At 70.6% G+C, this 26,357-nt stretch carries 23 protein-coding genes; 15 read left to right on the forward strand and 8 right to left on the reverse strand.

The annotated features are described in order from the left end of the window. Positions 1-34: 34 nt before the first annotated feature. The 10 genes from ACM26Y_RS08160 to ACM26Y_RS08205 all read left to right on the forward strand — a co-directional run bounded on the left by ACM26Y_RS08160 (position 35) and on the right by ACM26Y_RS08205 (position 13,793). Positions 35-958, forward strand: a complete 924-nt coding sequence (locus ACM26Y_RS08160; protein ID WP_289380454.1) for a LysR substrate-binding domain-containing protein — start codon at positions 35-37, stop codon at positions 956-958. Between the two features lie 321 nt (positions 959-1,279). Then, positions 1,280-2,467 carry an acyl-CoA dehydrogenase family protein gene (locus ACM26Y_RS08165; protein ID WP_371383852.1) on the forward strand — a complete coding sequence of 396 codons (1,188 nt, stop codon included), beginning with the start codon at positions 1,280-1,282 and terminating at the stop codon, positions 2,465-2,467. Beyond that, positions 2,464-3,717, forward strand: coding sequence for a CaiB/BaiF CoA transferase family protein (locus tag ACM26Y_RS08170; protein ID WP_416063135.1), 1,254 nt, complete (start codon positions 2,464-2,466; stop codon positions 3,715-3,717). The genes ACM26Y_RS08165 and ACM26Y_RS08170 overlap by 4 nt, the downstream gene beginning before the upstream one ends. Then, positions 3,714-4,895 (forward strand): mandelate racemase/muconate lactonizing enzyme family protein, encoded by a 1,182-nt coding sequence (locus ACM26Y_RS08175; protein ID WP_416063136.1) that lies wholly within the window; start codon positions 3,714-3,716, stop codon positions 4,893-4,895. Before ACM26Y_RS08170 ends, ACM26Y_RS08175 begins: the two co-directional genes overlap by 4 nt. A 71-nt stretch (positions 4,896-4,966) precedes the next feature. Next, entirely contained in the window at positions 4,967-6,106 is a 1,140-nt protein-coding gene (locus ACM26Y_RS08180) for a CaiB/BaiF CoA transferase family protein (RefSeq protein ID WP_416063137.1), read from the forward strand. 294 nt (positions 6,107-6,400) lie between these two features. After that, the gene (locus tag ACM26Y_RS08185; protein WP_416063138.1) at positions 6,401-7,861 is read left to right on the forward strand and encodes a benzaldehyde dehydrogenase; all 1,461 of its coding nucleotides are present in this window, start codon (positions 6,401-6,403) and stop codon (positions 7,859-7,861) included. Between the two features lie 51 nt (positions 7,862-7,912). Next, positions 7,913-9,238: an MFS transporter gene (locus ACM26Y_RS08190; RefSeq protein WP_416063139.1), complete on the forward strand. Its 1,326-nt coding sequence runs from the start codon at positions 7,913-7,915 to the stop codon at positions 9,236-9,238. Between the two features lie 224 nt (positions 9,239-9,462). Next, complete coding sequence (locus ACM26Y_RS08195) at positions 9,463-10,398, forward strand: LysR family transcriptional regulator (RefSeq protein WP_054374948.1); 936 nt, start codon at positions 9,463-9,465, stop codon at positions 10,396-10,398. A 134-nt stretch (positions 10,399-10,532) separates the two neighbouring features. Next, positions 10,533-11,873 carry an MFS transporter gene (locus tag ACM26Y_RS08200; protein ID WP_416063140.1) on the forward strand — a complete coding sequence of 447 codons (1,341 nt, stop codon included), beginning with the start codon at positions 10,533-10,535 and terminating at the stop codon, positions 11,871-11,873. A 3-nt stretch (positions 11,874-11,876) separates the two neighbouring features. Beyond that, positions 11,877-13,793 carry an FAD-dependent monooxygenase gene (locus tag ACM26Y_RS08205; RefSeq protein WP_416063141.1) on the forward strand — a complete coding sequence of 639 codons (1,917 nt, stop codon included), beginning with the start codon at positions 11,877-11,879 and terminating at the stop codon, positions 13,791-13,793. Positions 13,794-13,879: 86 nt separating this feature from the next. Here ACM26Y_RS08205 and ACM26Y_RS08210 read toward each other — a convergent pair whose 3' ends face one another. The 5 genes from ACM26Y_RS08210 to ACM26Y_RS08230 all read right to left on the reverse strand — a co-directional run bounded on the left by ACM26Y_RS08210 (position 13,880) and on the right by ACM26Y_RS08230 (position 18,023). Continuing rightward, complete coding sequence (locus ACM26Y_RS08210) at positions 13,880-14,899, reverse strand: alpha/beta hydrolase (protein ID WP_416063142.1); 1,020 nt, start codon at positions 14,897-14,899, stop codon at positions 13,880-13,882. A 437-nt stretch (positions 14,900-15,336) separates the two neighbouring features. Continuing rightward, entirely contained in the window at positions 15,337-15,867 is a 531-nt protein-coding gene (locus ACM26Y_RS08215) for a flavodoxin domain-containing protein (protein ID WP_416063143.1), read from the reverse strand. Positions 15,868-15,924: 57 nt separating this feature from the next. Further along, positions 15,925-16,773, reverse strand: a complete 849-nt coding sequence (locus ACM26Y_RS08220) for an alpha/beta fold hydrolase (protein ID WP_416063144.1) — start codon at positions 16,771-16,773, stop codon at positions 15,925-15,927. Beyond that, a complete protein-coding gene (locus ACM26Y_RS08225) occupies positions 16,770-17,291 on the reverse strand; it encodes a flavodoxin domain-containing protein (RefSeq protein WP_416063145.1) in 522 nt (173 codons plus the stop codon). The genes ACM26Y_RS08220 and ACM26Y_RS08225 overlap by 4 nt, the downstream gene beginning before the upstream one ends. A 78-nt stretch (positions 17,292-17,369) precedes the next feature. Beyond that, a complete protein-coding gene (locus tag ACM26Y_RS08230; protein ID WP_416063146.1) occupies positions 17,370-18,023 on the reverse strand; it encodes an NAD(P)H-binding protein in 654 nt (217 codons plus the stop codon). A gap of 160 nt (positions 18,024-18,183) precedes the next feature. Between ACM26Y_RS08230 and ACM26Y_RS08235 the strand changes: the two genes are divergently transcribed. Together ACM26Y_RS08235 and ACM26Y_RS08240 are read left to right on the forward strand one after the other, a co-directional pair. Then, positions 18,184-18,891, forward strand: a complete 708-nt coding sequence (locus tag ACM26Y_RS08235; RefSeq protein WP_416063147.1) for a type 1 glutamine amidotransferase — start codon at positions 18,184-18,186, stop codon at positions 18,889-18,891. Positions 18,892-18,979: 88 nt separating this feature from the next. Next, entirely contained in the window at positions 18,980-19,627 is a 648-nt protein-coding gene (locus ACM26Y_RS08240; RefSeq protein WP_416063148.1) for a dihydrofolate reductase family protein, read from the forward strand. 10 nt (positions 19,628-19,637) lie between these two features. Here the strand turns inward: ACM26Y_RS08240 and lhgO are convergent, their stop codons facing one another. From lhgO to ACM26Y_RS08255, 3 genes are all read right to left on the reverse strand, one after another. Beyond that, a complete protein-coding gene (gene lhgO, locus ACM26Y_RS08245; protein ID WP_416063149.1) occupies positions 19,638-20,843 on the reverse strand; it encodes an L-2-hydroxyglutarate oxidase in 1,206 nt (401 codons plus the stop codon). A 108-nt stretch (positions 20,844-20,951) separates the two neighbouring features. Further along, positions 20,952-22,148 (reverse strand): FAD-dependent monooxygenase, encoded by a 1,197-nt coding sequence (locus ACM26Y_RS08250; protein ID WP_416063150.1) that lies wholly within the window; start codon positions 22,146-22,148, stop codon positions 20,952-20,954. Between the two features lie 37 nt (positions 22,149-22,185). Further along, a complete protein-coding gene (locus ACM26Y_RS08255) occupies positions 22,186-23,436 on the reverse strand; it encodes an MFS transporter (protein WP_416063151.1) in 1,251 nt (416 codons plus the stop codon). Between the two features lie 48 nt (positions 23,437-23,484). On the opposite strand from ACM26Y_RS08255, the gene ACM26Y_RS08260 reads away from it, so the two are divergent. The 3 genes from ACM26Y_RS08260 to ACM26Y_RS08270 all read left to right on the forward strand — a co-directional run bounded on the left by ACM26Y_RS08260 (position 23,485) and on the right by ACM26Y_RS08270 (position 26,350). Continuing rightward, positions 23,485-24,327, forward strand: coding sequence for an IclR family transcriptional regulator (locus ACM26Y_RS08260; RefSeq protein ID WP_003936206.1), 843 nt, complete (start codon positions 23,485-23,487; stop codon positions 24,325-24,327). Positions 24,328-24,451: 124 nt separating this feature from the next. Then, a complete protein-coding gene (locus ACM26Y_RS08265; protein WP_416063152.1) occupies positions 24,452-25,522 on the forward strand; it encodes a cupin domain-containing protein in 1,071 nt (356 codons plus the stop codon). Between the two features lie 6 nt (positions 25,523-25,528). Next, positions 25,529-26,350 carry a fumarylacetoacetate hydrolase family protein gene (locus ACM26Y_RS08270; protein ID WP_416063153.1) on the forward strand — a complete coding sequence of 274 codons (822 nt, stop codon included), beginning with the start codon at positions 25,529-25,531 and terminating at the stop codon, positions 26,348-26,350. Positions 26,351-26,357 lie beyond the last annotated feature (7 nt).

A 26,357-nucleotide genomic window follows, 5' to 3' on the forward strand; every position in this document is an offset into this window, starting at 1 on the left:
AATCCCTGGTGCCGGCCGCCCATATGATCGATCGATGAGCAGCGACCGGGCGCCGGCCTTCACCATGCGGCAACTGGTCGCCTTCGTTGCGGTCGCCGAGACCGGCACGATCAGCGCGGCCGCCGACCGGCTGCTGGTCTCGCAGTCGGCCGTGTCGCTGGCGGTCACCGAACTCGAGAAGGCCCTCTCGACACAGCTGTGCGTGCGCCGCCGCGCCCACGGCGTCCAGCTCACGCCGGCCGGGGAGTCGCTGCTGGCCCGGGCGCGGGCACTGCTGCAGCAGGCGAGCGAGATCGAGGACGAGATGCTCGGTGCGGGCGGCGAGCTCGCCGGCCGTCTCGCCGTCGGGTGCTACACGACGGTCGGGCCGACGATCCTGCCGCCGCTGCTGTCCGAGTTCACCGACCTGCATCCGCGGGTGTCGCTCGAGTTCCGGGAGGCGATGGCCGACGAGCTGGCCGAGCGGCTCGAAGGCGGGGCGCTGGACGCGGTGATCACCTACGACCTGGAGCTGCCGCCGGCGTGGCGCACCGCCACGCTGATGACGAGGCGACCGGCCCTGGTCGTCCCGGCGGGCCACCGGCTGGCGACGACGCCCGGCCCGGTGGAGCTGGCGGCGGTGCGGGACGAACCGATGGTGCTGCTCGATGCGGCCCCGGCGTCGACACACGCGCTGCAGGTGTGCGCGCGAGCCGGGTTCACGCCCCGGATCGAGTACCGGTCGGCGAACTACGAGACCGTGCGGGCGTACGTCGGACGGGGCCTGGGCTGGACGATCATGCTGCACCAGCCGCAGCTCAACCGCACCTACGGCGGACTGAAGATCGTGCTGTTGCCGATCGACGTCCCCGAACTCGATCCCGTGCGGCTGGTCATCGCCTGGCGCCCCGACGTGGTGCTCAGCCGGGTCGTGCGTGAGTTCATCACGTTCGCGACCGCTCGCGTGGGCCGGCTCTAACGGCACTGTCGGCCGCACGCGAGCGGGAGGATGTCGCGGCCACCGGGCGGTCTCTGCGCCATCCGTCGAGTGACGCCCACGGCAACCTCCCGCTGGACCCGTAAAGCTCCCGCTCGGACGGGGCCACGACCGGCAGGTCGGGGCAGAGCGCCCCTGCTTCCTGAGTTTTTCTCATATCGATCAGCAGATTCCTGTTCTTTTCTGAGGTTGTGACTGCGGACATACTGGGTTCCGACGCGCTGATCGGCAGCGCGCGGCCCGGGTCTTCTGTCCGGCGCCGACGACAAGCGCTGATTCACAACCACTTCGAGGAGATCGATCATGTCTGCCACGGACGCCCTGCACCCACCGGTCCTCTTCGCGCCGGAATACGAGGAATTCGCCCAGTGGGTCCGCGAGTTCGCGGCACCGCACGCCGAGAGCTACCTCGAACGCGCCCACCGCGAGGAGTTCCCGTGGGATCTCGCCGAGAAGATGGCCGCGCAGGGCCTGCTCGGGCTGGGCGTCTCCGAGGAGAACGGCGGCCAGGGCCGCATCGGCGAGGTGCTCACCAAGACCCACCTCGGCATCGCCCACGAGGAACTGGCCTACTCGAACTTCTACCTCACCCAGCTCGCCTACACGAACAACCTCACCGGCCCGCTGCTCGAACGCTTCCTCGCCCCCGAGGTCGCGAAGGACTGGGTGCGCGGCATCGTCGAGGGCCGGCACGTCGTCGCCCTCGGCCTGACCGAGCCGGGCAGCGGCTCGGACGCGATGGCCATGCGCGCCAAGGCGGAGAAGGTCGACGGCGGTTGGAAGCTCAACGGCGAGAAGACCTCCATCACCTTCGCCCCGCACGCCAAGGCGATGATCACGTTCGTCAAGGCCCGCGGCGCCACCCCGGAGGAATCCGGCGTCACCGCCTTCCTCGTGCCCCTCGACGCCGAGGGCGTGAGCATGCAGAAGTTCCCGGACGCCGGCTGGAAGCCGCTCGGCCGGGCCGGGGTGTTCCTCGACGACGTGTTCGTCCCGGACGAGTACGTCATCGGTGGTGTCGGCAACGGATTCCGGCTCGTCATGAGCGAATTCGACTACACCCGCTCGGTCATCGGCCTGATGTCGACCGGCGTCGCCCGCAAGGCCCTCGACATCACCATCGACTACGTCAAGTCCCGCAAGGCATTCGGCAAGCCGGTGTCCTCGTTCCAGGGCGTGTCCTTCCCGATCGCCGAGAACGCCACCAAGCTCGAGGCGGCCCGCTGGCTCACCTACCGCGCCCTCTCGCTCGCCGACGCCGGCAAGCCTTTCACCAAGGAGGCCGCGATGACCAAGCTCTACGCCACCGAGGTTTCGCTGCAGACCATCCGGGACTGCATCGTCGCCCACGGCCACAGCGGCTTCGCCGAGGAGCTGCCGCTGCAGGCCATGCTGCGCGACGTCTCCGGCCTCGAGATCGGCGAGGGCACCCCGCAGATCCAGAAGGTCGTCATCGGCCGCGCGCTGCTCGGGCGGGAGGCCACCGCATGAACACCGCTGCCCGCCGCGCCCTCGACGGGGTGCGGGTCGTCGACCTGACCCAGGCTCTGGCCGGCCCGTTCTGCACGTCGCTGCTCGCCGACCAGGGCGCCGACGTGATCAAGGTGGAGCCGCCGCGTGGCGACTTCCTCCGCTACGCCGGCCCGTTCGCCTCCGACGACGAACCCCGCGACTACGGCGGGGTGTTCCAGTCCGCCAACCGCAACAAGCGGTCGCTCGTGCTGGACCTGAAGAAGCCCGAGGCGCGCGAGGTGCTGCTGCGCCTGATCGACGACGCCGACATCGTCGTCGAGAACTTCAGCGCCGGGGTCATGGACCGCTTCGGTCTCGACTACGACACCCTCGCGGCCCGCAATCCCCGCCTGGTCTACGCCTCGATCCGCGGCTTCGGCGACAAGACGGGCGGGCACAGCCCCTACCGGGACTGGCCGGCGTTCGACATCGTCGCGCAGGCCATGGGCGGTCTCATGTCCATCACCGGCACCGACGCCGCGCACCCCGTCCGAGTGGGATCCGGTGTGGGAGACACCGTTCCGGGACTGTTTGCCGCGTTCGGGATCCTCGCCGCGCTGCGGGACGCCGAACGCACCGGGCAGGGCCAGTACGTCGACGTCGCCATGGCCGACGCCGTGCTCGCGGTCTCCGAGGTCGTGGTCAACACCTACGGCCACACCGGTCAGGTGCCCGGCCCGCTCGGCAACCAGCTGCAGGGCTTCGCGCCGTTCGACACGGTGCAGGCGAAGGACGGGGTCGTCGCGCTCGGCGCTCCGCACAATCCGCAGTGGGCCAAGCTCGCCGCCGTCATGGGTCAGCCGGAACTCGTCGACGACCCCCGGTTCGCCACCGACCACGACCGGTGGCTCAACCGCGAGGCCGTCTACGAGGTGGTCAACGCCTGGACCCGCACCCACACCGTCGCCGAGCTCGTCGAGGTGCTCGGCGGGAAGGTGCCGCTCGGCCCGATCCTCGACGCCGCGGACATCTTCGCGGACCCCCACTTCCGGGCCCGCGACATGCTGCCGACCGTCACGCACCCGCACAACGGCCGCGCGGTCACCGTCCCCGGCATCCCCACCAAGCTCTCCAACACTCCCGGCACGGTCGAGCGCCGCGCCCCGCTCGTCGGCGAGCACACCGTCGAGATCCTCCGCGAGGCCGGTCTCGACACCGCAGAACTCACGGCTCTGGCCGACGCCGGCGCCACCGTCATTCCTTCGTCCGTTCAGGAGCACGTCGCATGATCATCACCAAGGTCGAACTGATCCCGGTCTCCACCCCGCTCGTCAAGCCGTTCATCATGCCGGGAACCCGGATCACCCACATCCATTCCGTCGTGCTGAAGCTGCACACCGACGAGGGGATCGTCGGCTACGGCGACAGCGGCGACACCTCCACCTGGTACCGGGGCGAGACCCAGGAATCGATGACGGCGATGATCGCGAACCACATCGCCCCGGCGTTCCTGATCGGCCAGGACCCGCTCAACATCGAGAAGATCGTCGGGCAGATGGACACTTTCGTCCGCGACAACAACCAGGCCAAGGCGCTCGTCGACTTCGCGCTGCACGACCTCAAGGGCAAGGCCCTGGGCGTGCCGGTGTACCAGCTGCTCGGCGGCAAGAACGCCGAGGCCTCCGTGCAGGGCTGGGTCGCGTCCGCCGGACCGGTCGACCAGGTGGTCGCCGAGGCCGTCCAGGCCCACGAGAACGGTTTCTGCCTGATCAAGCTCAAGTCCGACGGCAACTCCGACCACGACGTGGACAATGTCCGCGAGGTCCGGGCGGCCCTCGGCGACTCGGCGCGGATCGTGGTCGACGCCAACGGATTCTGGAACTACGACCAGGCCCTGAAGACGATGCGCCGGCTCGACCGGTACGGCATGGAGTGCATCGAGCAGCCCGTCCCGCACTGGGACATCGAGGGCATGGCGCGCCTGCGCACCCGCATCGACACGCCGATCTTCGCCGACGAGTCCGCGCAGGAGCTGCACAACATCCGGGAGATCATCGAACGTCGCGCCGCCGACGGGTTGTTCATCAAGATGCAGAAGGCCGGTGGTCTGCTCAAGGCGCAGCGCTGGCTGACGATGGCCCGCCTCGCCGACATGGCCGTCATGAGCGGGTGCATGATCGGCTCCGGCCTCGAGGCCAGCCCGTCGGCGCACCTGATGGTTGCGAACAACTGGGCGTCGCAGTTCACCCATGAGAACCTCGGCCCGCTGATCATCAACAACCAGTGGGAGAACGCCGAGCAGACGATCACGCAGGACATCGCCCTGAACGTCCCGGTCTTCGCCGACGGCAAGCTCTACCCGAACGAGGGGCCGGGCTTCGGGATCGAGCTGAACGAGGAGTTCATCGCCACCCACATCACCGAGGGCAAGCAGACCGTCACCGTCGGCGAACTCGTCGGCGTCTAGACGGCAACGGACCCCGGCCGGCGGCCGTCTCGTGCCGCCGGCCGCGCCACCACCCGTAGGAGAAGATCACGATGACCGAATCCCGACAGGGCCCCCTGGCCGGACTGAAGGTCGTGGAACTGGCGGGACTCGGTCCGGCGCCGTTCGCCGCGATGTTCCTCGCCGACCAGGGCGCCGACGTCGTGCGCGTCGAGCGCACCGGAGCCGGGTTCACCATGCCCATCGACCCGCGGCTGGACACCCTCCAACGCGGCAAACGGATGATCGCCGCCGACCTGAAGGACCCCGACGGGCTCGCCACCGTGCTCGCGCTGGTCGAGAAGGCCGACGTGCTCATCGAGGGCTACCGGCCCGGCGTCACCGAACGGCTGGGTCTGGGCCCCGAGGACTGCTGGGCCCGCAACCCGGAACTGGTCTACGGCCGGATGACCGGCTGGGGGCAGGACGGGCCGCTCGCACAGCGTGCCGGGCACGACCCCACCTATCAGGCCCTGGTCGGATCGCTGCACGCGATCGGCCGGGCCGGGGGACCGCCGCAGCTCCCGCTCAGTCTGGTCGGTGACTTCGGAGGCGGCGCAATGTATCTCGTGTCCGGCATTCTCGCCGCCCTGTGGGAGGCGCAGCGCTCCGGGCGCGGTCAGGTCGTCGATGCCGCGATCGTCGACGGCGTCGCGCACCTGATGGCCAACCCGTACTCGATGCTCGCCGGGGACGCGTGGAACGACGAGCGCGGCACCAACCTCATCGACTCCGGGGCACCGTTCGTCGACGTGTACGAGACCTCCGACGGCGGGCACGTCGCGGTCGCGGCCCTCGAACCACCGTTCTACGCGCAGCTTCTCGCGGGACTCGGCCTCGACGCGGACGACGCGCTGCCGGGGCAGTGGGACCGTCGGCGCTGGCCGGAACTGCGCGCGCGGATCGCCGGCGTGTTCGCCACCCGCCCCCGTGACGAGTGGGCGGCGATCTTCCGGGACACCGATGCGTGCGTCGCGCCGATCCTCTCGATGAGCGAGGCGCCCGCGGACGCCCACCTCACCGCCCGGGGCACCTTCCTGTACCGGGACGGTCACCCCGAACCTGCTCCGGCGCCCCGCTTCTCGCGTACACCGGCGGGCCGGCCCACGGCCCCGCCCGTGCCCGGGCAGGACGATCCGGACGAGATCCTGCGCACGTGGGGCGTTCTCGGCGCGGCCGTGCCGCACCACTGACCTGCTGCGCTGTCCGCGGGCGGCGACCGGCTCCGGCGCCGCCCGCGGTCCCACATGCCGCCATTGTTGAGCAGACCTGTGGAATATCACCGGCTAATTCTGCTTTTCACGCGAATGTGACGTGACCCATACTTCAGGGGCCGAACGGAGGGCCCACTCCACAGAGCGAGCGCCCAGCCCGCACCGCGCGGCCCGCACTGTCCGGCCGTCTCGGCCGTCCCTTCACCCGATCGCGCTCGCCGCGACCCGCTTCGCCCGCCGGCCGGTCCGGCACCCGTACACAAGGAGTTCGTGATGGCACTTCTCGACGAATCCATCTGGCAGGGAAAGATCTTCACCGGGGACTGGACCCCCGGCGGGGCCGGTGAGATCAAGGTCGTCGAACCGGCGACCGGCGCGACGCTCGGCAGCGTCGGCCTCGCCGACGAGGGTGACCTCGGGCGCGCCGTCGACCGTGCCGTCGCGGCCCAGCGCGACTGGGCGGCCCGCCCGCACACCGAGCGTGCCGCGGTCATGCGCCGCGCCGGCGACCTGTGGCAGCAGCACGCCGACGAGATCGAGCGCTGGATCATGCGCGAGTCCGGGTCCCTGCGTCCCAAGGCGCAGCTCGAGACGCACGTCGCGGCGCAGGAGTGCTACGAGGGTGCCGCTCTGCCCTCCCATGCGCTCGGCGAGATCCTGCCCAGCGAGGCGCCGCGCCTGAGCATGTCGAAGCGGGTCCCGGTCGGGGTCGTCGGGGTCATCGCGCCGTTCAACTTCCCGTTGATCCTCGCGATCCGTTCCGTCGCACCGGCGCTGGCCCTCGGCAACGCCGTGATCCTCAAGCCCGACCCGCGTACCGCGGTCTGCGGCGGCGTGGCCCTCGCCCGCATCTTCGAGCAGGCGGGTCTGCCGGCCGGGGTGCTGTCCGTGCTGCCCGCCGGCGCGGACGTCGGCGCCGCCCTCGTCGACGACCCGCGGGTGCCGGTGATCTCCTTCACCGGCTCCACCCCGGCCGGCCGGGCCGTCGGCGCCGCCGCCTCCCGCAACCTCAAGAAGGTCCACCTCGAACTCGGCGGCAACTCCGCGATCGTCGTCCTCGACGACGCCGACCTCGCCGCCACCGTCTCGGCCGGTGCCGCCGGATCCTTCCTGCACCAGGGCCAGGTGTGCATGACCACCGGCCGGCACATCGTGCACGAGTCCGTCTACGACGAGTACGTCGCCCGGCTCGCCGCCAAGGCCGAGGCGCTGCCCGTCGGCGACCCCGTCACCGAGCAGGTCGCGCTCGGCCCGATCATCGACCGGGGCCAGCTCGAGAAGATCCACGCCCTGGTCACCGCGTCGGTCGACGCCGGCGCCCGGCTCGTCGCCGGCGGCACCTACGAGGGCCTGTTCTACCGGCCCACCGTCCTCACCGACGTCCCCGCCGACGCGCCCGCCTACGCCCAGGAGGTGTTCGGACCCGTCGCTCCCGTCGTGAAGTTCTCGACCCTCGACGAGGCGGTGGCGCTGGCCACCGACACCGAGTACGGGCTCTCGCTCGGCATCTTCACCCGCGACGTCGGCAAGGGCCTCGCGCTCGCGGACCGGATCCCCACCGGCATCGCCCACATCAACGACCAGACCGTCGGCGACGAAGCCAACATCCCCTTCGGCGGTCTCGGCGCCTCCGGCAACGGGGCCCGCTTCGGCGGTGCCGCCAACAGCATCGAGGCGTTCACCGAGTCGCGCTGGATCACCGTCAGCCGCGACGTGCCCGCCTACCCCTTCTGAGCGGCCCCGCCGACCGGATCTAGCATCGTCCTCGCAAAGTAAGGACCCACCATGACCCTCGCAGACCCAGAACGCACGGCCGTCGCCGCACCGGCGGAGCGGAACAAGGACATCCGTCGCGTCGTCTTCTCGAGCTACCTCGGGAGCACCGTCGAGTTCTACGACTTCATCCTCTATGCGACCGCCTCCGCGCTCGTGTTCGGCCCGGTGTTCTTCGCGAACCTCAGCCCCGGCCTCGCGCTGATCGCCTCGTACGCGACGTTCGCCATCGGGTACCTGTCCCGTCCGCTCGGCGGCATCGTCTTCGGTCACTTCGGCGACCGCGTCGGCCGCAAGAAGATGCTGATGCTGTCGATGACGATCATGGGCGTCGCCTCGTTCCTCATCGGCCTCGTCCCGGCGATCCCCACCTGGGGCGCGGTGATGCTGATCGTGCTGCGCGCTGTGCAGGGCATCGCGATCGGCGGCGAATGGGGCGGGGCGGCCCTGATGTCGCTCGAACACGTCAAGGGCCGCAACCGCGGTTTCGCGGCGGCGTTCACCAACGCCGGTGGACCCACCGGTGCCGTGCTCGGCACCGTCGCCCTCTCGCTCGCCGCCCAGCTGCCGGAGGACGACTTCCTCTCGTGGGGCTGGCGCGTCCCGTTCCTGTTCTCCGCGGTCCTGCTCGCCGTCGGCCTGTTCGTCCGGGCCCGCATCGCCGAGAGCCCGGTCTTCGAGGAGGCACTGCGCGCCGCCGAGGAGAAGAAGTCCCGGACCAAGGAACCCATTCCGCTGCTGACGATCGTGCGGGCCCCCCGCACCCTGATCCTCGCGGGACTGGTGTGCACCGCGCCGTTCGTGATCCAGGCGCTGTTCTCGACGTTCGTGATCAGCTACGCCGCCGAGAACGGTGTGTCGCGCTCGGCCGGCCTCAACGCCTTCGCGATCTGCCAGTTCGTCGCGATCTTCGGCATCCTCGGCGCCGCCCGGCTGTCGGACATCTACGGGCGCAAGCCCGTCATGATGACCGGCTTCGTCGGCATGGTCGTCCTGGCGTGGCCGCTGTTCCAGCTCGCCTCGTCCGGCAACTTCCTGCTGGTCGTGCTGGCCTTCGTGATCGCCTGCTCGGTCCTGCAGTCGCTGACGTTCGGTCCCATGCCGGCGTTCCTCGCCGAGCAGTTCGGCACCCGCGCCCGCTACACCGGTGCGTCGCTCGGCTACCAGATCGGCAGCCTGCTCGGCGCCGGCTTCACCCCGGTCATCGTCGCCTCGCTGTACGCCGGTTCCGGCTCCGTCGGCAGCGTGGTCGTCTATCTGGTCGCCGGGTGCGCCCTCAGCGCCGTGGTCCTGGCGCTGTTCGTCAAGGAGAGCAAGGACGTCGACCTGACCGCCTGATCCGCGTCACCGGTGGGGCCGGGCACCGCACAGGTGCCCGGCCCCACCGCGCTCGGTCGATCCCGGGCGGGACGTGGCGCTGCTGCGCGCCCACCTGAGCGCCGCGACGGGCGCGAGCGGGAGGTTGTCGCGACCACCGGGCTGTCGCTGTGCCATTCGTCGAGTGGCACCGGCGACAACCTCCCGCTGGGGACGAGAAGCTCCCGCTCGATACCGTGGCCTGCATGACCCGGCCCGACGCGGTTCCCACCTTCACCATGCGCCAGCTGGCGGCGTTCGTCGCCGTCGCCGAGACGGGAACGATCAGCGGCGCCGCCGAGCGGCTGCACCTGTCGCAGTCCGCGCTGTCCGCGGCGCTCACCGACCTCGAGAAATCCCTCCAGACGCAACTGGCCGTGCGACGGCGGGCGCGGGGCGTGCAGCTCACGGCGATGGGGGAGGCGGTGCTCGCCCGCGCCCGCGTGCTGCTCCACCAGGCGAGCGAACTGCAGGCCGACGCGGTGGGCGCGGGCGGCAGCGTGGCCGGACCCGTCGCCATCGGGTGCTATCCCGCCCTCGGGCCGACCGTGCTGCCCGGGCTGCTCGCCGGATTCACCCAGCGCTTCCCGCGGGCGCGGGTCGAGTTCCGGGAGGACACCCAGAACCGGCTGCGCACCCAGCTCGACAACGGCGAGCTCGACCTCGCGATCGTCTACGACCTCGAGCTGTCCGTGGAATGGCGCAAGGCGACCCTGATGACGCGCGAGCCGATGGTGCTGCTCGGCCCGGACCACCGTCTCGCCGGCGGGAACGGTCCGGTGCGGCTGGCCGACCTGCGCGACGACCCGATGGTGCTGCTCGACGCGCCGCCCAGCAGCAACCACGCGATGGAGGTGTGCCGGGGCGCCGGGTTCGCGCCGCGCGTCGCCTACCGCACCTCCAACTACGAGACGGCGCGAGCCTTCGTCGGCCGTGGCCTCGGGTGGACCCTGTTGTTGCAGCGGCCCCCGCTCGACGTGACGTACGAGAATCTCCCGCTCGTCGTCCGGCCGCTCGTCGACCCGGTTCCGGATTCGGTCGACGTGGTCGTCGCGTGGCATCAGGATTCGATGCTCAGCCGGGTGACACGAGCATTCATTCACTTCGCCTCCACCGGTGGGACACCGAGTGCACGGCCCTGAAGTGCGGTTATCCCGAGTACCACGGATTTTCCGGGGAAACAGCGCGAATAGTTGAGCTTTTCAACGGCTTGTGATGGGGGTCATGCTTGCCGGGTCCGCCGTGACGCGGGCCGCATCGTGAAAGGCAAGCACCCATGACGATCACCGCACCGGCGCCCTCGCCGGAGGTACTGCAGCGCAAGGCCCGCAAGGCCGCGCTCGGCAGCTTCGTCGGCACCGCGATCGAGTGGTACGACTTCTTCATCTACGGCACCGCCGCGGCCCTCGTGCTCGGGCCGCAGTTCTTCCCCGGAACCTCCGAACTGGCCGGCACCCTCGCCGCCTTCGCGACCCTCGCCGTCGGCTTCGTGGCCCGGCCCATCGGCGGCATCGTCATGGGTCACTTCGGTGATCGCGTCGGCCGCAAGTCGATGCTCGTCACCTCGCTGCTGCTGATGGGCTTCGCGACCGTCGCCATCGGCCTGCTGCCCAACTACGCCGCGATCGGCGTCGCCGCCCCGGTCCTGCTGGTGGCCCTGCGTTTCGTCCAGGGCCTCGGCGTCGGCGGCGAATGGGGCGGCGCGGTCCTCGTCGCCACCGAGAACGCCCCGCGCGGCAAGCGCGGCCTCTACGGCGCCGCGCCCCAGATCGGCGTCCCCGCCGGCGTCCTCCTCGCCAATCTCGTCTTCCTGCCGCTGACTACCGTCCTCGACGACGCCGCCTTCGCGGCCTGGGGCTGGCGCGTGCCGTTCCTGCTCAGCGCCGTCCTCGTCGTCGTCGCCATGTGGATCCGGCTCGGGCTCGAGGAGAGCGCCGACTTCGAGGCCAGCCGCGATGCGGCCGGTGAGGTCAAGCTCCCGCTCGCCGAGGTCCTCGCCAAGCACTGGAAGACCGTGTTGCTCGCCGGCGGCACCTTCGTCGCCACCAACGGCATCGCCTACGCCTACATGGTCTACGTCCTCAAGTACGGCGAGGCGGAGCTGGGCTTCGGCAAGTCCACGATGCTGTTCCTGCTCATCGCCTCGTGCCCGTTCTGGATGGCCGGCATGGCGATCAGCGCCTACAAGTCCGACATCATCGGCCGGCGCCGCGTCTACATCATCAGCTCGAGCGCCCTCGTGATCGTCGCAGCCCTGTTCTTCCCGCTGATGGACACCGCGATGCTGCCCGTGATGCTCGTCGCGATGATCGCCCTCGGCTTCGTCCTCGGGGCCTGCGCCGGACCCCAGTCCGCCCTGTTCGCCGAATTGTTCCCCGCCCACATCCGCTACAGCGGCGCGTCGCTCGGCTACCAGATCGGGGCGATCCTCGGCGGCGGTCTCGCCCCCATCGTGGCGACCTCCCTCTTCGCGGCCTTCGGCACCTCGCTCGCCGTCACCGCGTACTTCGTGCTGATCGCGCTCGTCAGCCTGGTCAGCATCCTTCTTCTCCGTCACCCCCACGACCCGGCGGTCGCGGTGGCGCAATCCCGTCGGTCCGAGCAGGAAGTGGCCTGAGACATGTCGACCTACTACCAGCCCCGCAAGTACCCTGCCTCCGACTTCGCGTCGATGCAGCCCGACGCCGAGGCGCTGCCCGTGGTCGTCGTCGGCGCCGGACCCGTCGGCATGGCCGTCGCCCTCGGCCTGGCCCAGCGCGGCATCCCCGTGACGATCCTCGAGGCGGCAGACCAGGTCTCCTTCGGCAGCCGCGCCATCTGCATCTCCCGGCACAGCCTCGAGGCCGCCGCACGCCTCGGCTTCGGCGCCGAACTCGAGAAGATCGTCCTGCCCTGGGTCGGCGGCCGCAGCTTCTACCGCGACCAGCAGGTGCTGCACTTCCGGATGCCGCAGCGTGAGTTCGACGTGCGACCGCCGATGATCAACGTCTCGCAGTCCGAGTACGAGCAGATCGTCGTCGACACCATCGAGCAGAACCCGCTGATCACCCTGCACTGGCAGGCGAGCATCGCCGGCATCCTGCGGGACGACGACCAGGTGACCCTGGAGGTCGACACTGCCTTCGGCAAGCGCCACCTGCGGGCCGCGTGGGTCGTCGCCGCCGACGGTGGCCGCAGCCGCATGCGAGAACTCGCCGGTCTGCGACTCGAGGGCACCAACTACGAGGGCCGCTACGTCATCGCCGACATCCACTGGGAGTCGGAGCTGCCCGCCGAGCGCATGGTCTGGTTCGATCCGCCGAGCAACCCCGGCTCGACGATCATCATGCACAAGCAGCCGAAGAACATCTGGCGCATCGACTACCAGCTCGATCCGTCCGAGGACGCGGAGATCGAGACCCGGGAGGACGCCATCCGGGCCCGCATCACCAAGCACCTGGACTGGCTGCAGAACGACCTGCCCTGGACGCTCGAGTGGCACGGGTTCTACAGCGCCCGCGCCCTCGCGCTGCGCGAGTTCACCCACGACCGCATCCTCTTCGCCGGCGACGCCGCGCACCTCGTGCCGATCTTCGGCGTGCGCGGCCTGAACTCCGGCATGGAGGACGCCGAGACGCTGGCCTGGCAGCTCGCCGCCGTCGTCCACGGCAACGCCGATCGCGCGCTGCTGCAGGCGTACTCGATCGAGCGGCACGACGCCTGGGAGCAGAACGTCGCGAACGCCGGCAAGTCCACCCTCATCATGTCCCCGGGAACCCACGGCTACCGCACCACCCGCGACGCCGTGCTCGCCCTCGCCGTGAACCGTCCCGAATTCGGGGAACTGATCAACCCGCGCCAGTCCAGCGCCACCCACGCCCGGCTGTCGCCGCTGACCTGGCCCGTCGCGGAGGGCCTGACCGGGGTCCTGCCCGGTGACCCCGTCGAGGACCGCCGCGTGCGGGTCGCCGCCGCCGGCGGCAGCATCGAGTCGTCGCTCAACGCAGTGCGCGGCAACGGTTTCGCGGTCGTGGGCTTCGGTCTCGACGCTGCCGGCAGCGCCGCGCTCTCCGCGGCCGCGGCCGACCTCGCCGCCGCGCTGGCGCCGGAGAGTGTGCGGGCCGTCGTCGTCGGCGCCGACAGTTCCGGTGCCGACGAGGTCACGGTGCTCGACGCGCCCGACCTGGCCGAAGCGCTCGGTGCGACCGGGGGTGAGGCGTTCGTGATCCGGCCAGACGGGCTGCTGCTGTGCCGGGTGCCGGTGGGTGAGTTGTCCGGCGTGGCCGCTGCGCTCCGCGCCGGCACGGCCCCCGAGGGGCCGGCGGTCCCCGCGCGGCCTGCGCAGATCCTCACCGAGGACGAGCAGCGCCGTGAGAACGTCTGGCTCGGCCTGTCCGACGCGCTCGACCAGGTCGATCCGTCCGACCGGGAAGGCTTCCTGGTGCGGCTCGCGTTGCAGCTCGGGTCGCAGGCCGGTCACCGCGAGTTCGAAGAAGCCATCGCAGCGGCGACCGACACGTCGCCGGTGTCCACCCGGGAACTGGCGCCACAGGCCTGATTCCGTCCGGCGACGGCGCCGGCGTCCGGCGATCCCGGGCGTCGGCGCCGTCGTGTCTCCCCGGCACCCACTACGCCGCCGCGTCTTCAGGCACCCACCGAGGCGCCGAGCATGGGCCACGCGCGGTGCAGGTCCTGCTGCCAGTAGCCCCAGGAATGGGTACCTACGGGCCGGAAGTCGACGGTGGCCGGGATGCCGAGCTCGGCGAGGCGGCGGGCCAGCTGGTGCGTGCACTCGTTGGTGGCGGCCTCGATGATGCCTCCGACGACGACCTGTTCGGCGAGGTTCGCCGGGTCGCCGCCGACGTTCGGATGATCGAGCCGGTCGTACGGACCGGGCAGCCCGGTGCCGTTGGACAGGTAGATCTGCGTTCCGCGCAGCTTCTCGGCGTGGACGTACGGATCGTTCGCCATCCAGGCGGGATCGCCCTCGGGCCCCCACATGTTGTCGGTGTCGCCTCCGCCGCGCACCTCGACGACGAGCTCGACGTAGGTCCGGCCGGGACGGGTGCTGGTCTGGGCGCAGCCGCTGAAGGCACCGACCCCGCGGTACAACCCCGGCGCCGACTGCGCGAGACTCAGGACCGAAGTGCCCGACATCGACAGGCCCGCAATGGCATTGGCTCCGGTAGTGCCGAGAGTCGCGTCGACGATCGGCGGCAGTTCCCGGGTCAGGAAGGTCGTCCACTTGTTCCGGCCGAGGACAGGATCGTCCTGCTTCCAGTCGGTGTAGTAGCTGAACGCGCCGTCGAGCGGCAGCACGACGTTGACGTCCTTGTCGGCGAAGAAGTCGGCGACGTCCGTGCGGTCGAGCCAGGTGAGGGTGCCGCCGTCGCCGCCGCCTGCACCGGCGAGCAGATACAGGACCGGGCGTGGGGCACCGGTGTCCCGCGGCGTCAGCACGGCCACCGGGATCACGCGCTGCATCGACGCCGAGTACACGAACAGGGTGCGCTGCCGGGCGCCGTGCTCCTCGACCCGCTGGATGTACGAGCCACCGGGACCGGGCTGGGCGATCGCCGGTGCGCCGACGAGGAGGGCGGCCCCGATCAGGGCGGCCGAGAGCGCCGCGGTCGTTCGCGAGCGGGACGATCGCGCACGGCGCATGAGAGTCACCTTCGAGGGTCGGCAGGTCCCGGATCTTCGATGCTACGGCGAGAGATGCTGCGACGGGAAAGGGTCCGCACGGGGCATGTGCGGACCCTCGATTCTCCGACGATCAGCTACCGAGACTGTCGAGCAGTCGCGCCAGGATTTCCCCGAGGTCGAGGGAGCCGAGCAATTCCAGAATTTGCGCTGACATGCGAGCCCTTTCGTTCGATGTGCGGGTGTCCTTCCATGTGTAACACGGGGCCCGGGAGTGTCGCAGGTGTACGAGGATACCGATCAACCTGTTTTGCTGACGGTCGGGTATCGTCGCTGTTCAGGGCCGTCTGAAGGAGAAATATAATTCTCTCGCAGCGTCGCGGACGAGGTGCCGGAGAATTGCCGAAATGTTCTGTTCGCGTGAAATACGAGGTCGATCGGAAATGTGATTTTCGGCCCTACAGTCCGTCGATGTTCCGGATGATCCGCGCGGCGAAGGCATCGATGTCGGCCCAGTCCCGGTGATCGCCGTACCGGCCGCCGGCCAGGCGGAACACCACCCGGCCCACGATCCCCGGCCACTGCTCCGGCTCGATCGCGCCGGCGAACGCCCGGTATTCGCGCACGTTCGCCGTCGCCCGCAGCGTGGCCGCCACCTTCGGTTCCTTCATTTTCGGTCGCACCCAGCGGGCGAGGCGCGCGGAGATCATGGCGCTCGTCGTGCCGACGGTCTGCACCGAGAACAACCACGCGGGTTTGCCCGCGAGGTGCGCGCGATGCAGATCCGCGAAACGGGCGGCGGGTGCGAGCCACTGCCCGTTGTGTACCGAGCTGCCGAGCACGACGGCGGCATGGGCCGACGGATCGACCGGCCCGGCGAGATCGCACAGGTCCGCCTCGTGCCCGGCCTCGGTGAGCCGCTGCGCGATCCGTTCTGCCACGCCGCGCGTCGCCCCGTACGCCGTCGTGTACGCGACCAGTACCTTCACGTGCGCTCCCTCCGCCGGCCTGTCCCGATGATCATCCGGCCGCGCCGGACCTGCCGATTATCCGGCCGCGACGGAAGGCGGCTGCCACGTCTCGGGGAAGCCCGGCGCGTCGGGCGTGTCGAGAAAGCTCGACGCGTCCCGCACCCACCGGTCGCCGGACATCACGCCCAGGTGGCCCACCCCGGGCCGGACGACGGCTCGTCCCCGCGGCACGGCGGCCGCCACCTCCCGGAACAGGTCGGCGCCGTAGAACCCGTCCCGGTCACCGCCGAGCACCAGCACCGGACATGTCACCTCGCCGAGCCGGGCGGTCACGTCGAAGCGGTCCTCGGCGTCGACGACGACGAGGAAATCGTCGTATCCGTGCCGGGCGCCCGACGGTTCGAGCAGCCATCCCAGTACCCACAGCAGCCGGCGCGACCACGGTCGCGCGCCCGTCGTCGCCGCGAGCGCCGCCATCGCCCGTCGCGGGTGCCCCGCCCGCACGGCCGCCGCGACCCGTCGCTGGACGTCGCGGCCGGGGCCGAGGTGGGCCGCCGAGACCACGAGCACCAGCCGGCGCACCAGCTGCGGATGGTCGAGAGCCAGCTGGAGCGCGACGCTGCCGCCGGTCGAGACGCCGAGCACATCGACCGGACCGGGAAAGCGGCCGGGCATCGCCACCGCGTAGTCGTGGGCGAGATCGGCCATGGCGGTCCCCGGCGGCAGGCCCGGCCGGCGGTTCACCCACCACACCCGCCGCGTCGTCGTCCAGGGCGCGATCTGCGCGAGCTGGGTGCGGCGGTCGAAGCCGCGGGGCTGCCGGTGGTGAGTGGACAAGCCGGGCATGAACAGCAGCGGCGGTCCCGTCCCGGCGCACAGGTAGGGCATGCCCGAGTCCCAGGTGCCCTCCTGCGCTGCGATCACGCCAGCGCCCGGACGATGCTCCGCGCCCAGTCCTCGATCTCCGGCCAGTCCCGGAAATCTCCTTCGGGCAGCAGTTTCCGGCCGGCGGGAAGCTTGCGCATTACCCGCGCCCCGACTCCGAGCGTCTTCGGGTCGAGCGCGCCGAAGAACACGTGATGCTCGCGGGGCGCGATCGCATCCGTCAGCTCCGGCAGTTCCCGCGGGGCCGCGCTCTCCCGCACGTTCTGTCCCTGCTCGTCGACCTCCTCGGTGCCGAGCGGTCCGCTGGTGAACAGCCAGACCGGCCGGGCGACGAGCCCGTCGCGATGCTCCCGGACGAACGCGCTCGCCGCTTTCTCCCAGTGCCCCAGGTACGCGGAGCTGCCGACGACGCAGGCGTCGTAGTCGTCCACCGATGTCGCCGCCGGCAGTTCTACCGTGTCCGCCGTGTGCCCCTCCGCCCGGATCACCTCGGCGATCCGCTCCGCGATCCCGGCGGTGGCGCCGTGGCGGCTGGCGTACGCAACGAGAACCTTCATGGCGGTGCCCCTGTCGTCGAGCGATACTGCCGACCGTTTCCACGATCGGCCTCGCCCGCGGTGCCCGTCAAGAGGATCTCAGCCGAGGGCGTCGAGGACGTCCTCGATCGGGGTGTCTCCATTGTCGAACTCGATCGTGCGTCGCACCGTCGCGGGCCGGTGGAGCACCGCGGCCGCGACCGCCGCCACGTCCGCCCGCGAGACCTGTCCCTTGCCGGCGTCCGGGCCGGTCGCGATCCGGCCGGTCGGCGGATCGAGGGTCAGCGCGCTCGGGCCCAGGATCGTCCAGTCCAGGTCCGTGCCGCGCAGGTGCGCGTCCGCGGCTGCCTTCGCCTCGGCGTACGCGTAGAAGCCGTTGTCCTCGGGGACGCCGTGATCCGGGCCGGCCCCGAAGTACGACACCATCACGTAGCGGCGCACCCCCGCACGCTCGGCCGCGGTCATCGAGTCGATCGCCGCGTCGCGGTCCACGGCGTACGTGCGCTGCGGGTTGCCACCGCCCGCGCCCGCCGACCACACCACCGCGTCGTGCCCCTCGAGCAGCGGCACCAGGTCGTCGACGCCGAGGTGCTCGACGTCGGCCACGACCGGCGTCGCACCGGCAGCGCGCACGTCGTCCGCGTGATCCGGGTTGCGGATCACCGCGGTCACCTCGTCGCCGGCGTCGGCGAGCAGCCGCTCGAGGTGCAGTGCCACCTTCCCGTGCCCGCCGATGATCACGATCCGTGCCATGTCGACTCCTTCCGTCGTCGGCCCGCCCGTCGGACCGCGTCCTTCCCATCGCACCACGGCAACGGTCGTCGGTGGGGGAGCACGGACCGGCGACGTCCGCTCACCGAACGTTCACGCTCCGGGCACCCGCGCGGCAACGTACAACGGGCATGCTGGGGCGATGAACCCTGTCGTCCTGGAACTCCGCCACGTCGAATGCGAGGGCCCGGCCGCGTACCTGCCGGTGCTCGAGCAGTACGCGCAGGTCCACACCGTGCGGCTCTGGCGCGACCCGGTGCCCGCGGCGCTCGACTACGCCGCCGTCGTGGTCATGGGCGGCCCGATGGGCGTCGCCGACGTCGCGACGGTGCCGTGGCTCGGCGAGGAGATCGCCTACCTGCGGGCGGCCGTGGCCGCCGGCATTCCGGTGTGGGGCGTGTGTCTCGGCGCCCAGTTGCTCGCCGCGGCCCTCGGCGCCGACGTCCGCACCGGTCCCGTCCCGGAGGTCGGTGTGTGCGAGGTCGAACTCGCGCACGCCTCGGCGGCCGATCCGGTGTGGGGCGAGCTGCCGGCCACGTTCCCGGTCCTGCAGTGGCACGCCGACACCTTCGACCTGCCGGCGGGCGCGACCCTGCTCGCGTCGTCCCGGGCCTACCCTAACCAGGTGTTCCGGCACGGGAGCAGCTACGGCGTGCAGTTCCATCTCGAGGCCGACGCCGACCAGCTGGCCGACTGGCTCGCGATCGACGAGTACCGGGCATCGCTCGAGGCGGCTCTCGGGGCCGGGTCGGCCGACGTCGTCGCGGCCGAGCTGCGGTCGGTGCAGCCCGAGACGCTCGCGCACGCCACCGCAGTGATGAAGCGGTGGCTCGAGACGTACGTCGTGTGAGCGGCCGGATCTCTCGTGCGCCGATGAATTCGCTCGCCTCGCGGAGTCCGAACCTGTGCAATGCTGTCGACAATGCAGGAGGTGCCCGGTGCATCAGCTGGTGAGGGTTCAGAACTTCGCCGTCTCAGGGGACGGTTTCGGAGCCGGGGAAGGCCAGAGCCTCGAGCGGCCGTTCGGGCACGCGGACCCCGGTTCGATGTTCGCGTGGGCCGGCGCGACCGCGAGCTGGCCCAACCGTACCGACCCGGGCGGGAGCCGGGGCCTCGACGACTACTTCACGCGGGACTTCGCCCACAACATCGGTGCCGAGATCATGGGCCGGAACAAGTTCGGTCCGCAGCGGGGGCCGTGGCAGGACCACGACTGGCGCGGCTGGTGGGGCGGCGAACCGCCCTTCCACACCCCGGTGTTCGTGCTGACCCACCATCTGCGACCGTCGTTCACGCTGTCCGACACAACCTTCCACTTCGTCGACGGCGACCCGGCCACGGTCCTCGCGCGGGCACGGGCGGCGGCGCAGGGCAAGGACGTCCGGCTCGGGGGCGGGGCCACCACCATCCGAGAATTCCTCGACGCCGACCTCGTCGACACCATGCACGTGGCGGTGGTGCCGGCGGTGCAGCTCGGAGCCGGAGTGCGACTGTGGGAGTCGCCCGACGAGCTGCTCGATCGGTTCCACCTCGAGGTCGTGCCCAGCCCGAGCGGAGTGATCCACCACCTGTTCTGGCGACGGTGACACCGGGACGTCAGGTCTGCAGGCCCGCCCGTTCGAGCGCCGCCTCCACCAGGTACTCGGCGATCGCCATCGACGACGTCGCGCCGGGGGAGGGCGCATTGCGCAGGTGCACCACGCGCCCGTGCCCGGTGATGACGAAGTCGTCGACGAGCGAGCCGTCGGCTTCCATCGCCTGCGCGCGAATCCCCCGCGGGCCCGGCAACACATCGGCGACGGTCAGTCCGGGCACGTACTTCGCGGCCTCGGCGACGAACCGCCGGATGCTCACCGCCGTGCGCAACTCGCGCATCGCGGCCGGGACGTTGCGCGCGGCGAACCTGCGGAAGCCGGGAAAGAACACGGCGTCACGCAGGTCACGCAGCGACCTCGACCGGCGGTCGTACGCTTCCCGGCCCGGGGCGAGGAAGGCGTTGGGACCCACCATGATCTGCCCGTCGATCCGTTTGGTCAGGTGGACCCCGAGGAACGGGTACCGCGGATCGGGCACCGGATAGATCAACCCGCGCACCCGTCCGGCCACCTCGGGCCGCAGCAGATGGTAGTCGCCGAGGAACGGGACGATCGCGGGCGTCGCGCGATCACCCGCACCGTGGGCGAGCCGGTCCGACTGCAGGCCCGCGCACGTGATCACCAGGTCGAAGCTGTCCGTGCCGGTGTCGGTGCCGACCAGCACCTCGTCGCCGCGGGGGCGGATCGCCGTGACGGGCGTCGCGAGCCGGACGGTGCCACCCGCCGCGTCGACGTCGGCGGCGAGCGCGGTGGTCACCGCGGCGTAGTCGACGATCGCGGTGTGCGGGGAGTGCAGGGCGGCGATGCCGCGCGCGTGCGGCTCGATGCCGGTGATCTCGTCCGGCCCGATGCGGCGGATCCCGGGCACGCCGTTGGCGACGGCGCGTTCGTGGATGGCGTCGAGCCGGCCGAGTTCACTCTCGTCGAGTGCGACGACGATCTTGCCGCACTCGTCGTACGGCAGGCCGCGGGCGGCGGTGAATTCGGCGAGCAGGTGCACCCCGCGCCGGCACAGGCGCGCCTTGAGGCTGCCGGGTGGGTAGTACAGCCCGGCGTGCACGACGCCGCTGTTGTGGCCGGTCTGGTGCGCGGCGAGCCGGGGCTCCTTCTCGAACAGCGTGACGTCGGCGCCGTGTATCGCCAGCTCGCGCGCGGTGGCGGCCCCGATGATCCCCCCGCCCACGACGGCAGCCCGCAGTGACCCCATGTGCGCCAGCCTACGAGCCCGTGGCCGAATGTCACACCGGTTCGATTCAATCGAACCGGTGTGACATTCGGCCCGCTCGTTCGGCCGACCGGGCCGGCGACGGTGGGGTCAGCGGTTGCGGTCGGAGCTGTAGCCCCACAGCCAGTCGGTGTACTTGTAGCTCGAGGTGTCGCGGGTGCGGAACAGCTCGTTGCGGGCCTCGCGGCCGGCGCCGTCGAGGTGCCACAGGTCGCCCCACATGCGGCCGGTGGTGAGGATGCGGTTGCAGCGCGGGGCGCGCTCGGCGTTGACGTCGCGCAGGATCTTCGGCCAGTTGGCGTTGTCGCCCCGGTAGTCCTCGGCGGCGTAGTCGGCCAGGCACTTGGCGTCCTCGAGGGCCATCACGGCACCGGAGGCGAGGTACTGCAGCGGGGGATGGGCGGCATCGCCGAGCAGGATCATGCGGCCGTCGACCCAGTTGTCGATCGGGTCGCGGTCGAACATCGGCCACCACCGGTCGGTCCACAGGTACTTCAGCGCGGTCTGCACGCTCTCGTGGCAGTGGTCGTAGGCGTGCGCGAGTTCTTCGGGGCTGCCCCACTTCTCCTCGCCGCGCAGGAAGGCGGGCGACTGGAAGACGGCCACCTGGTTGAGCATCTCGCCCTGGCGCAGCGGGTACTGGATGAAGTGGCAGCGCGGGCCGATGTAGCCGACGACGTCCTCGATCTCCTCCTCGAGCGGGACCTCGTTCATCGGGAACGTGCCGCGGAAGGCGACGTATCCGGAGCCGACCGGCTTGTCGTCGGACAGCTTCGGGCGCAGCCGCGAGTGCAGGCCGTCCATGCCGAGAGCGATGTCGCCGACGTGCTCCTCACCGTTTTCGAGGATGACGCGGACCTTGTCGCCCTCGGTGACGACGTCGTGCACAGGGGCGTCGGTGCGCAGGTCGGCGCCGGCCCGGCGGGCGGCCTCGACGAGGACCGAGTGCAGATCGGAGCGGTGCACGACGAAGTACACGCCGCCGTAGTGCTGCTGGTAGTCGTGGCCGAGGTCGACCTTGGTGAGGATCTCGGCGGTGACGGCGTCGCGGAAGACGAGGTTCTTCGGCAGGACACCCTTGGAGATGACCTCGTCGTAGACCCCGAGGGCCTGGAGGATGCGCGAGCCGTGCGGGCCGATCTGCAGTCCGGCGCCCACCTCGCCGAACTCCGACGCGCGTTCGAACAGCGTGACCTCGGCACCCCGGAGGGCGAGGGCGAGGGCGTTGGCGACGCCGCCGATTCCGCCGCCGGCGATGAGAACCCGTGCGTCCTTCAGATCGGACATGACACTCCTTGTGGTCGGTATCGAGATGAGGGGTGGATCAGTGGGCGAGGACCGGCCCGCGCGGCGCGTCGTCGCTGACGGGGAATCGCTTCCACACGACGGTCAGCAGCAGCGAAGCGATCAGTGCGCTCACACCGAAGAGGATGAAGTTGGAGTTCGCGCCCAGCCCGGCGGCGAGCAGCAAGCCGCCGATCTGCGGGGCCGCGACGGCGCCGATCCGGCCGACGCCCAGAGCCCAGCCGAGCGCGGTGCCGCGCAGGTGGTCGGGGTAGTAGGAGGCCACTGCCGCGATGATCAGGCACTGGGTTCCGTGGGTGCCGACGCCGGCGAGCACGAAGATCGCGTACACGATCGCGGTGGGTGGGGAGAGCAGCAGGGCGAGCAGCGCGACACCGGCGACGAACGCGGCGACGATGCTCGTGGGCACGGTGCCGAACCGGACGCCACCCCAGGCGGTGATGAACGAACCGGCCACCGCGCCGAGGTTCAGCGCGAGCGCGAAGGTCAGGGCGCTGCCGAGGTCGGTGCCCTCGTTCAGCATCAGCTTCGGCAGCCAGGTGCCCAGTCCGTACCAGGCGAGCAGCGTCACCACGGTGACGAGGGCGAACATGATGCTGATGGTCCGGAACCGGGCACCGAGCAGTTCGCGGAAACCGCCTCCGACGGGGGCGTCCGTCTTGGAATGCGTGTTGGGCAGGTACTTCAGCGCCAACGGAACCAGGACGAACAGGGGCACGAGGGCGAACAGGAACATCGGGCGCCAGCCCCAGTTGGGAATGACCGGGATGCCGAGCAGGGCCGCGACGGACCCGCCGATCGGCACGCCCGACATCATCATCGTCGCGACGGCGGCACGCCACCGCGGCGGGACGAGTTCGGCGGCCAGCGCGTTCGACGTGGGGACCAGGCCGCCGAGGCCCAGTCCGGCGATCAGCCGCATCGCCCCGAATATGATCGGGCCGGTCGCGACGGCACAGAGCGTGGTGAACACCGACAAAACCACGACGCAGCCGATGACGGCCTGCTTGCGGCCGATCGCGTCGGACAGGCGCCCGGCGAGCACCGCCCCGATCATCATGCCGAGGAAGGCGAGGCTGCCGAGGGTGCCGGCGGTCGCGGCGCTGATGCCCCACTCGTCCTGGAGGCTCGAGATGACGTTGCCGTAGACGATGAGGTCGTACCCGTCGAAGACGACGAACAGCCAGCAGACGATCACGGCGAGCGCTGTCCCGCGATGCAGGACGATCGTGCGGTCGCCGGAGGCGACGGCGTCGGGGGAACTGTGCATGCCTCTACCGTGATGCGCCCCACTACGCCGGTGCAATAAAGTTCTGTTGTGCAGAAAAAACCGGCGGCGTCGAAGAAGGCGTCCAAGACGATCACCCGGCCGTCGTATGCGCTCGAGTCGGTGGACAACGCGCTGCGGTTGCTGCAGATGCTCCGCGACGTCGGCGCGCTGCGGCTCAAGGACGCCGCGGAGGAACTCGGGACGGCGCCGTCGACGGCCCACCGCCTGCTGTCGATGCTGGTCTACCGCGGGTTCGCCGTGCAGGACGAGAAGCGCCGCTACCATCCCGGTCCCGCGATGGGGGTGGGGCCCGCGCAACAGGGCTGGACGCGGGAGCTCACCGACATCAGCAGGCCGCACATGGAGGCCCTGGCGATCCTGACCGGCGAGACGATCAACCTCGTCGTCCGGGTGGGGTCGCAGGCCCGGTTCCTCTACTCCGCGGAGTCCGAGTCGATGCTGCGGGTCGGTGACCGGCAGGGGCAGGTGCTCCCCGCCGAACTCACCGCTGGAGGGCGAATCCTTTTGGCGGAGTTGCCGAGACAGACGCTCGAGCAGCTCTACCTGCGGCCGCCGGAGGAGCCGCACGTCGATCCGCGCCCGACCGTGGGTTACGGGGTGGACCGCCGGCTCGCCCCCGGCGAATTCGAGGTGTTCCTCACCGAACTCGAGGCGGCCCGCAAGGTGGGGTTCGCCGTCAACGTCGAGCAGACGGAGGAGGGGGTCGCCGCCTTCGGTGTCGCCGTCCGCAACGGGCAGGGACGGGCGATCGCGGCGCTCACGGCGGCCGTGCCGGTCACGCGGTACCGCCAGCACCTCAACGGTCCCCTCGTCTCCCGGATGCGGGCGGCGATCCGGGGGATCGAGGTCGAGGTCGCGCACATCGAGTGACGCACGGTGCCCCGACAGCAGGCCGGGCAAATATTCCGTATAGAAGAATTGCATGGGCTACGCGGGACCGGGGGACCTACGTTGAGATCAACGCCGCATGTGTCCCGCTTCACGAGGAGAGGTCATGACCGCAACCGAGAACACCGATCCCGAGCTCCAGCAGCTCTACACGAACTTCGAGGCCGAGCACCTCAACCCGCTGTGGACCCAGCTCGGCGACCTGATGCCGATGGTGCCGACGTCGAAGGCCGTGCCGTTCGTCTGGAAGTGGTCGACCCTGTACCCGCTCGCCCAGCGGGCCGGTGACCTCGTCCCCGTGGGCCGCGGCGGCGAGCGGCGTGCCATCGCCCTGGCCAACCCCGGTCTCGGCGGCGTCCCCTACGTCACCCCCACGCTGTGGGCGGCGATCCAGTACCTCGGGCCCAAGGAGACCGCGCCCGAGCACCGGCACTCGCAGAACGCCTTCCGGTTCGTCGTCGAGGGTGAGGGCGTGTGGACCGTCGTCAACGGCGATCCGGTGGCCATGTGCCGCGGCGACTTCCTGCTCACCCCCGGCTGGAACTTCCACGGTCACCACAACGAGACCGACCACCCGATGGCGTGGATCGACGGCCTCGACATCCCGTTCGTCAACTACACCGACACCGGGTTCTTCGAGTTCGGATCCGACGGGGTGACCGACGAGTCCACCCCCGACGTCTCCCGTTCCGAGCGGCTGTGGGTGCACCCGGGCCTGCGCCCGCTGGTCGGTCTCGACGCCAAGGCCAGCTCGCCGATCGCGTGCTACCGCTGGAAGTACACCGACGCCGCGCTGAACGAGCAGCTCGCCCTCGAGGACGAGGGCTACGCCGCCACCCCCGAACCGGGCCATGCCGCGATCCGGTACACCAACCCGACCACCGGCGGCGACGTCATGCCCACCATCCGCGCCGAGTTCCACCGGCTGCGGGCCGGCGCCCACACCCGCACCCGGCGCGACGTCGGCTCGACCGTGTTCCAGGTCTTCGAGGGCGAAGGCCGGTTCCACCTCGGCGGCACCGACCACGACGTCACCAAGGGCGACATGATCGTCGTGCCGTCCTGGGTGGAGTGGTCGCTCGAGACCGACGGCGGCGTCGACCTGTTCGCCTTCTCCGACGCCCCCATCGTCGAACGCCTGCACTTCAACCGCACCTACATCTCCGAAGGAGCCTGACCCGACATGCGACTCGCCACCCTCCGCCTCGACGGCACCACCGCCGCCGTGCGCGTCGATTCCGACACCACCGCCACCGTGATCGACGGCTACGCCGACCTGTCCGCGCTGCTGGCCGATCCGAACTGGAAGACCGTCGCCGAGCAGGCCTCCGGCCGCACCGTCGACCTGGCGAACGCCGACTACGCGCCGGTCGTGCCCAACCCCGGCAAGATCGTCTGCGTCGGCCTGAACTACGCGACCCACATCAAGGAGATGGGCCGCGACCTGCCCGAGTACCCGACGCTGTTCTCGAAGTTCAAGGAGGCCCTCACCGGCCCCTACGACGACGTGATCGTCCCCGAGTACGCCGCCGGTCAGCTCGACTGGGAGGCCGAGCTCGCCGTCGTCGTCGGCAAGCAGGCCTACCAGGTGTCCGAGGCCGACGCCGAGCAGTACATCGCCGGCTACTCGGTGATCAACGACTACACGATGCGTGACTACCAGTACCGCACGCTGCAGTGGGACCAGGGCAAGACCTTCGAGAAGACCAGCGGCTTCGGTCCGTTCCTGAGCACCGACTACACCCTCGGCAGCCGCATCGAGACCCGGCTCGAAGGGGAGGTCATGCAGTCGGCCACCACCGACGACCTGGTGTTCACCCCGGCCAAGCTGGTGGACTACATCTCCCACATCGTCACCCTCCAGCCCGGCGACGTCATCATCACCGGCACCACCGGCGGCGTCGGGCACGCCCGCAAGCCCGCCCGCTACATCGGCAACGGGGAGACCGTCGAGGTCAGCATCGAGGGCCTCGGTACGGTGCGCAACAAGACCGTCGTCAAGTAGGAGCACG

It is taken from the genome of Rhodococcus indonesiensis, assembly GCF_047782815.1.
GTDB lineage: Bacteria > Actinomycetota > Actinomycetes > Mycobacteriales > Mycobacteriaceae > Rhodococcus > Rhodococcus indonesiensis.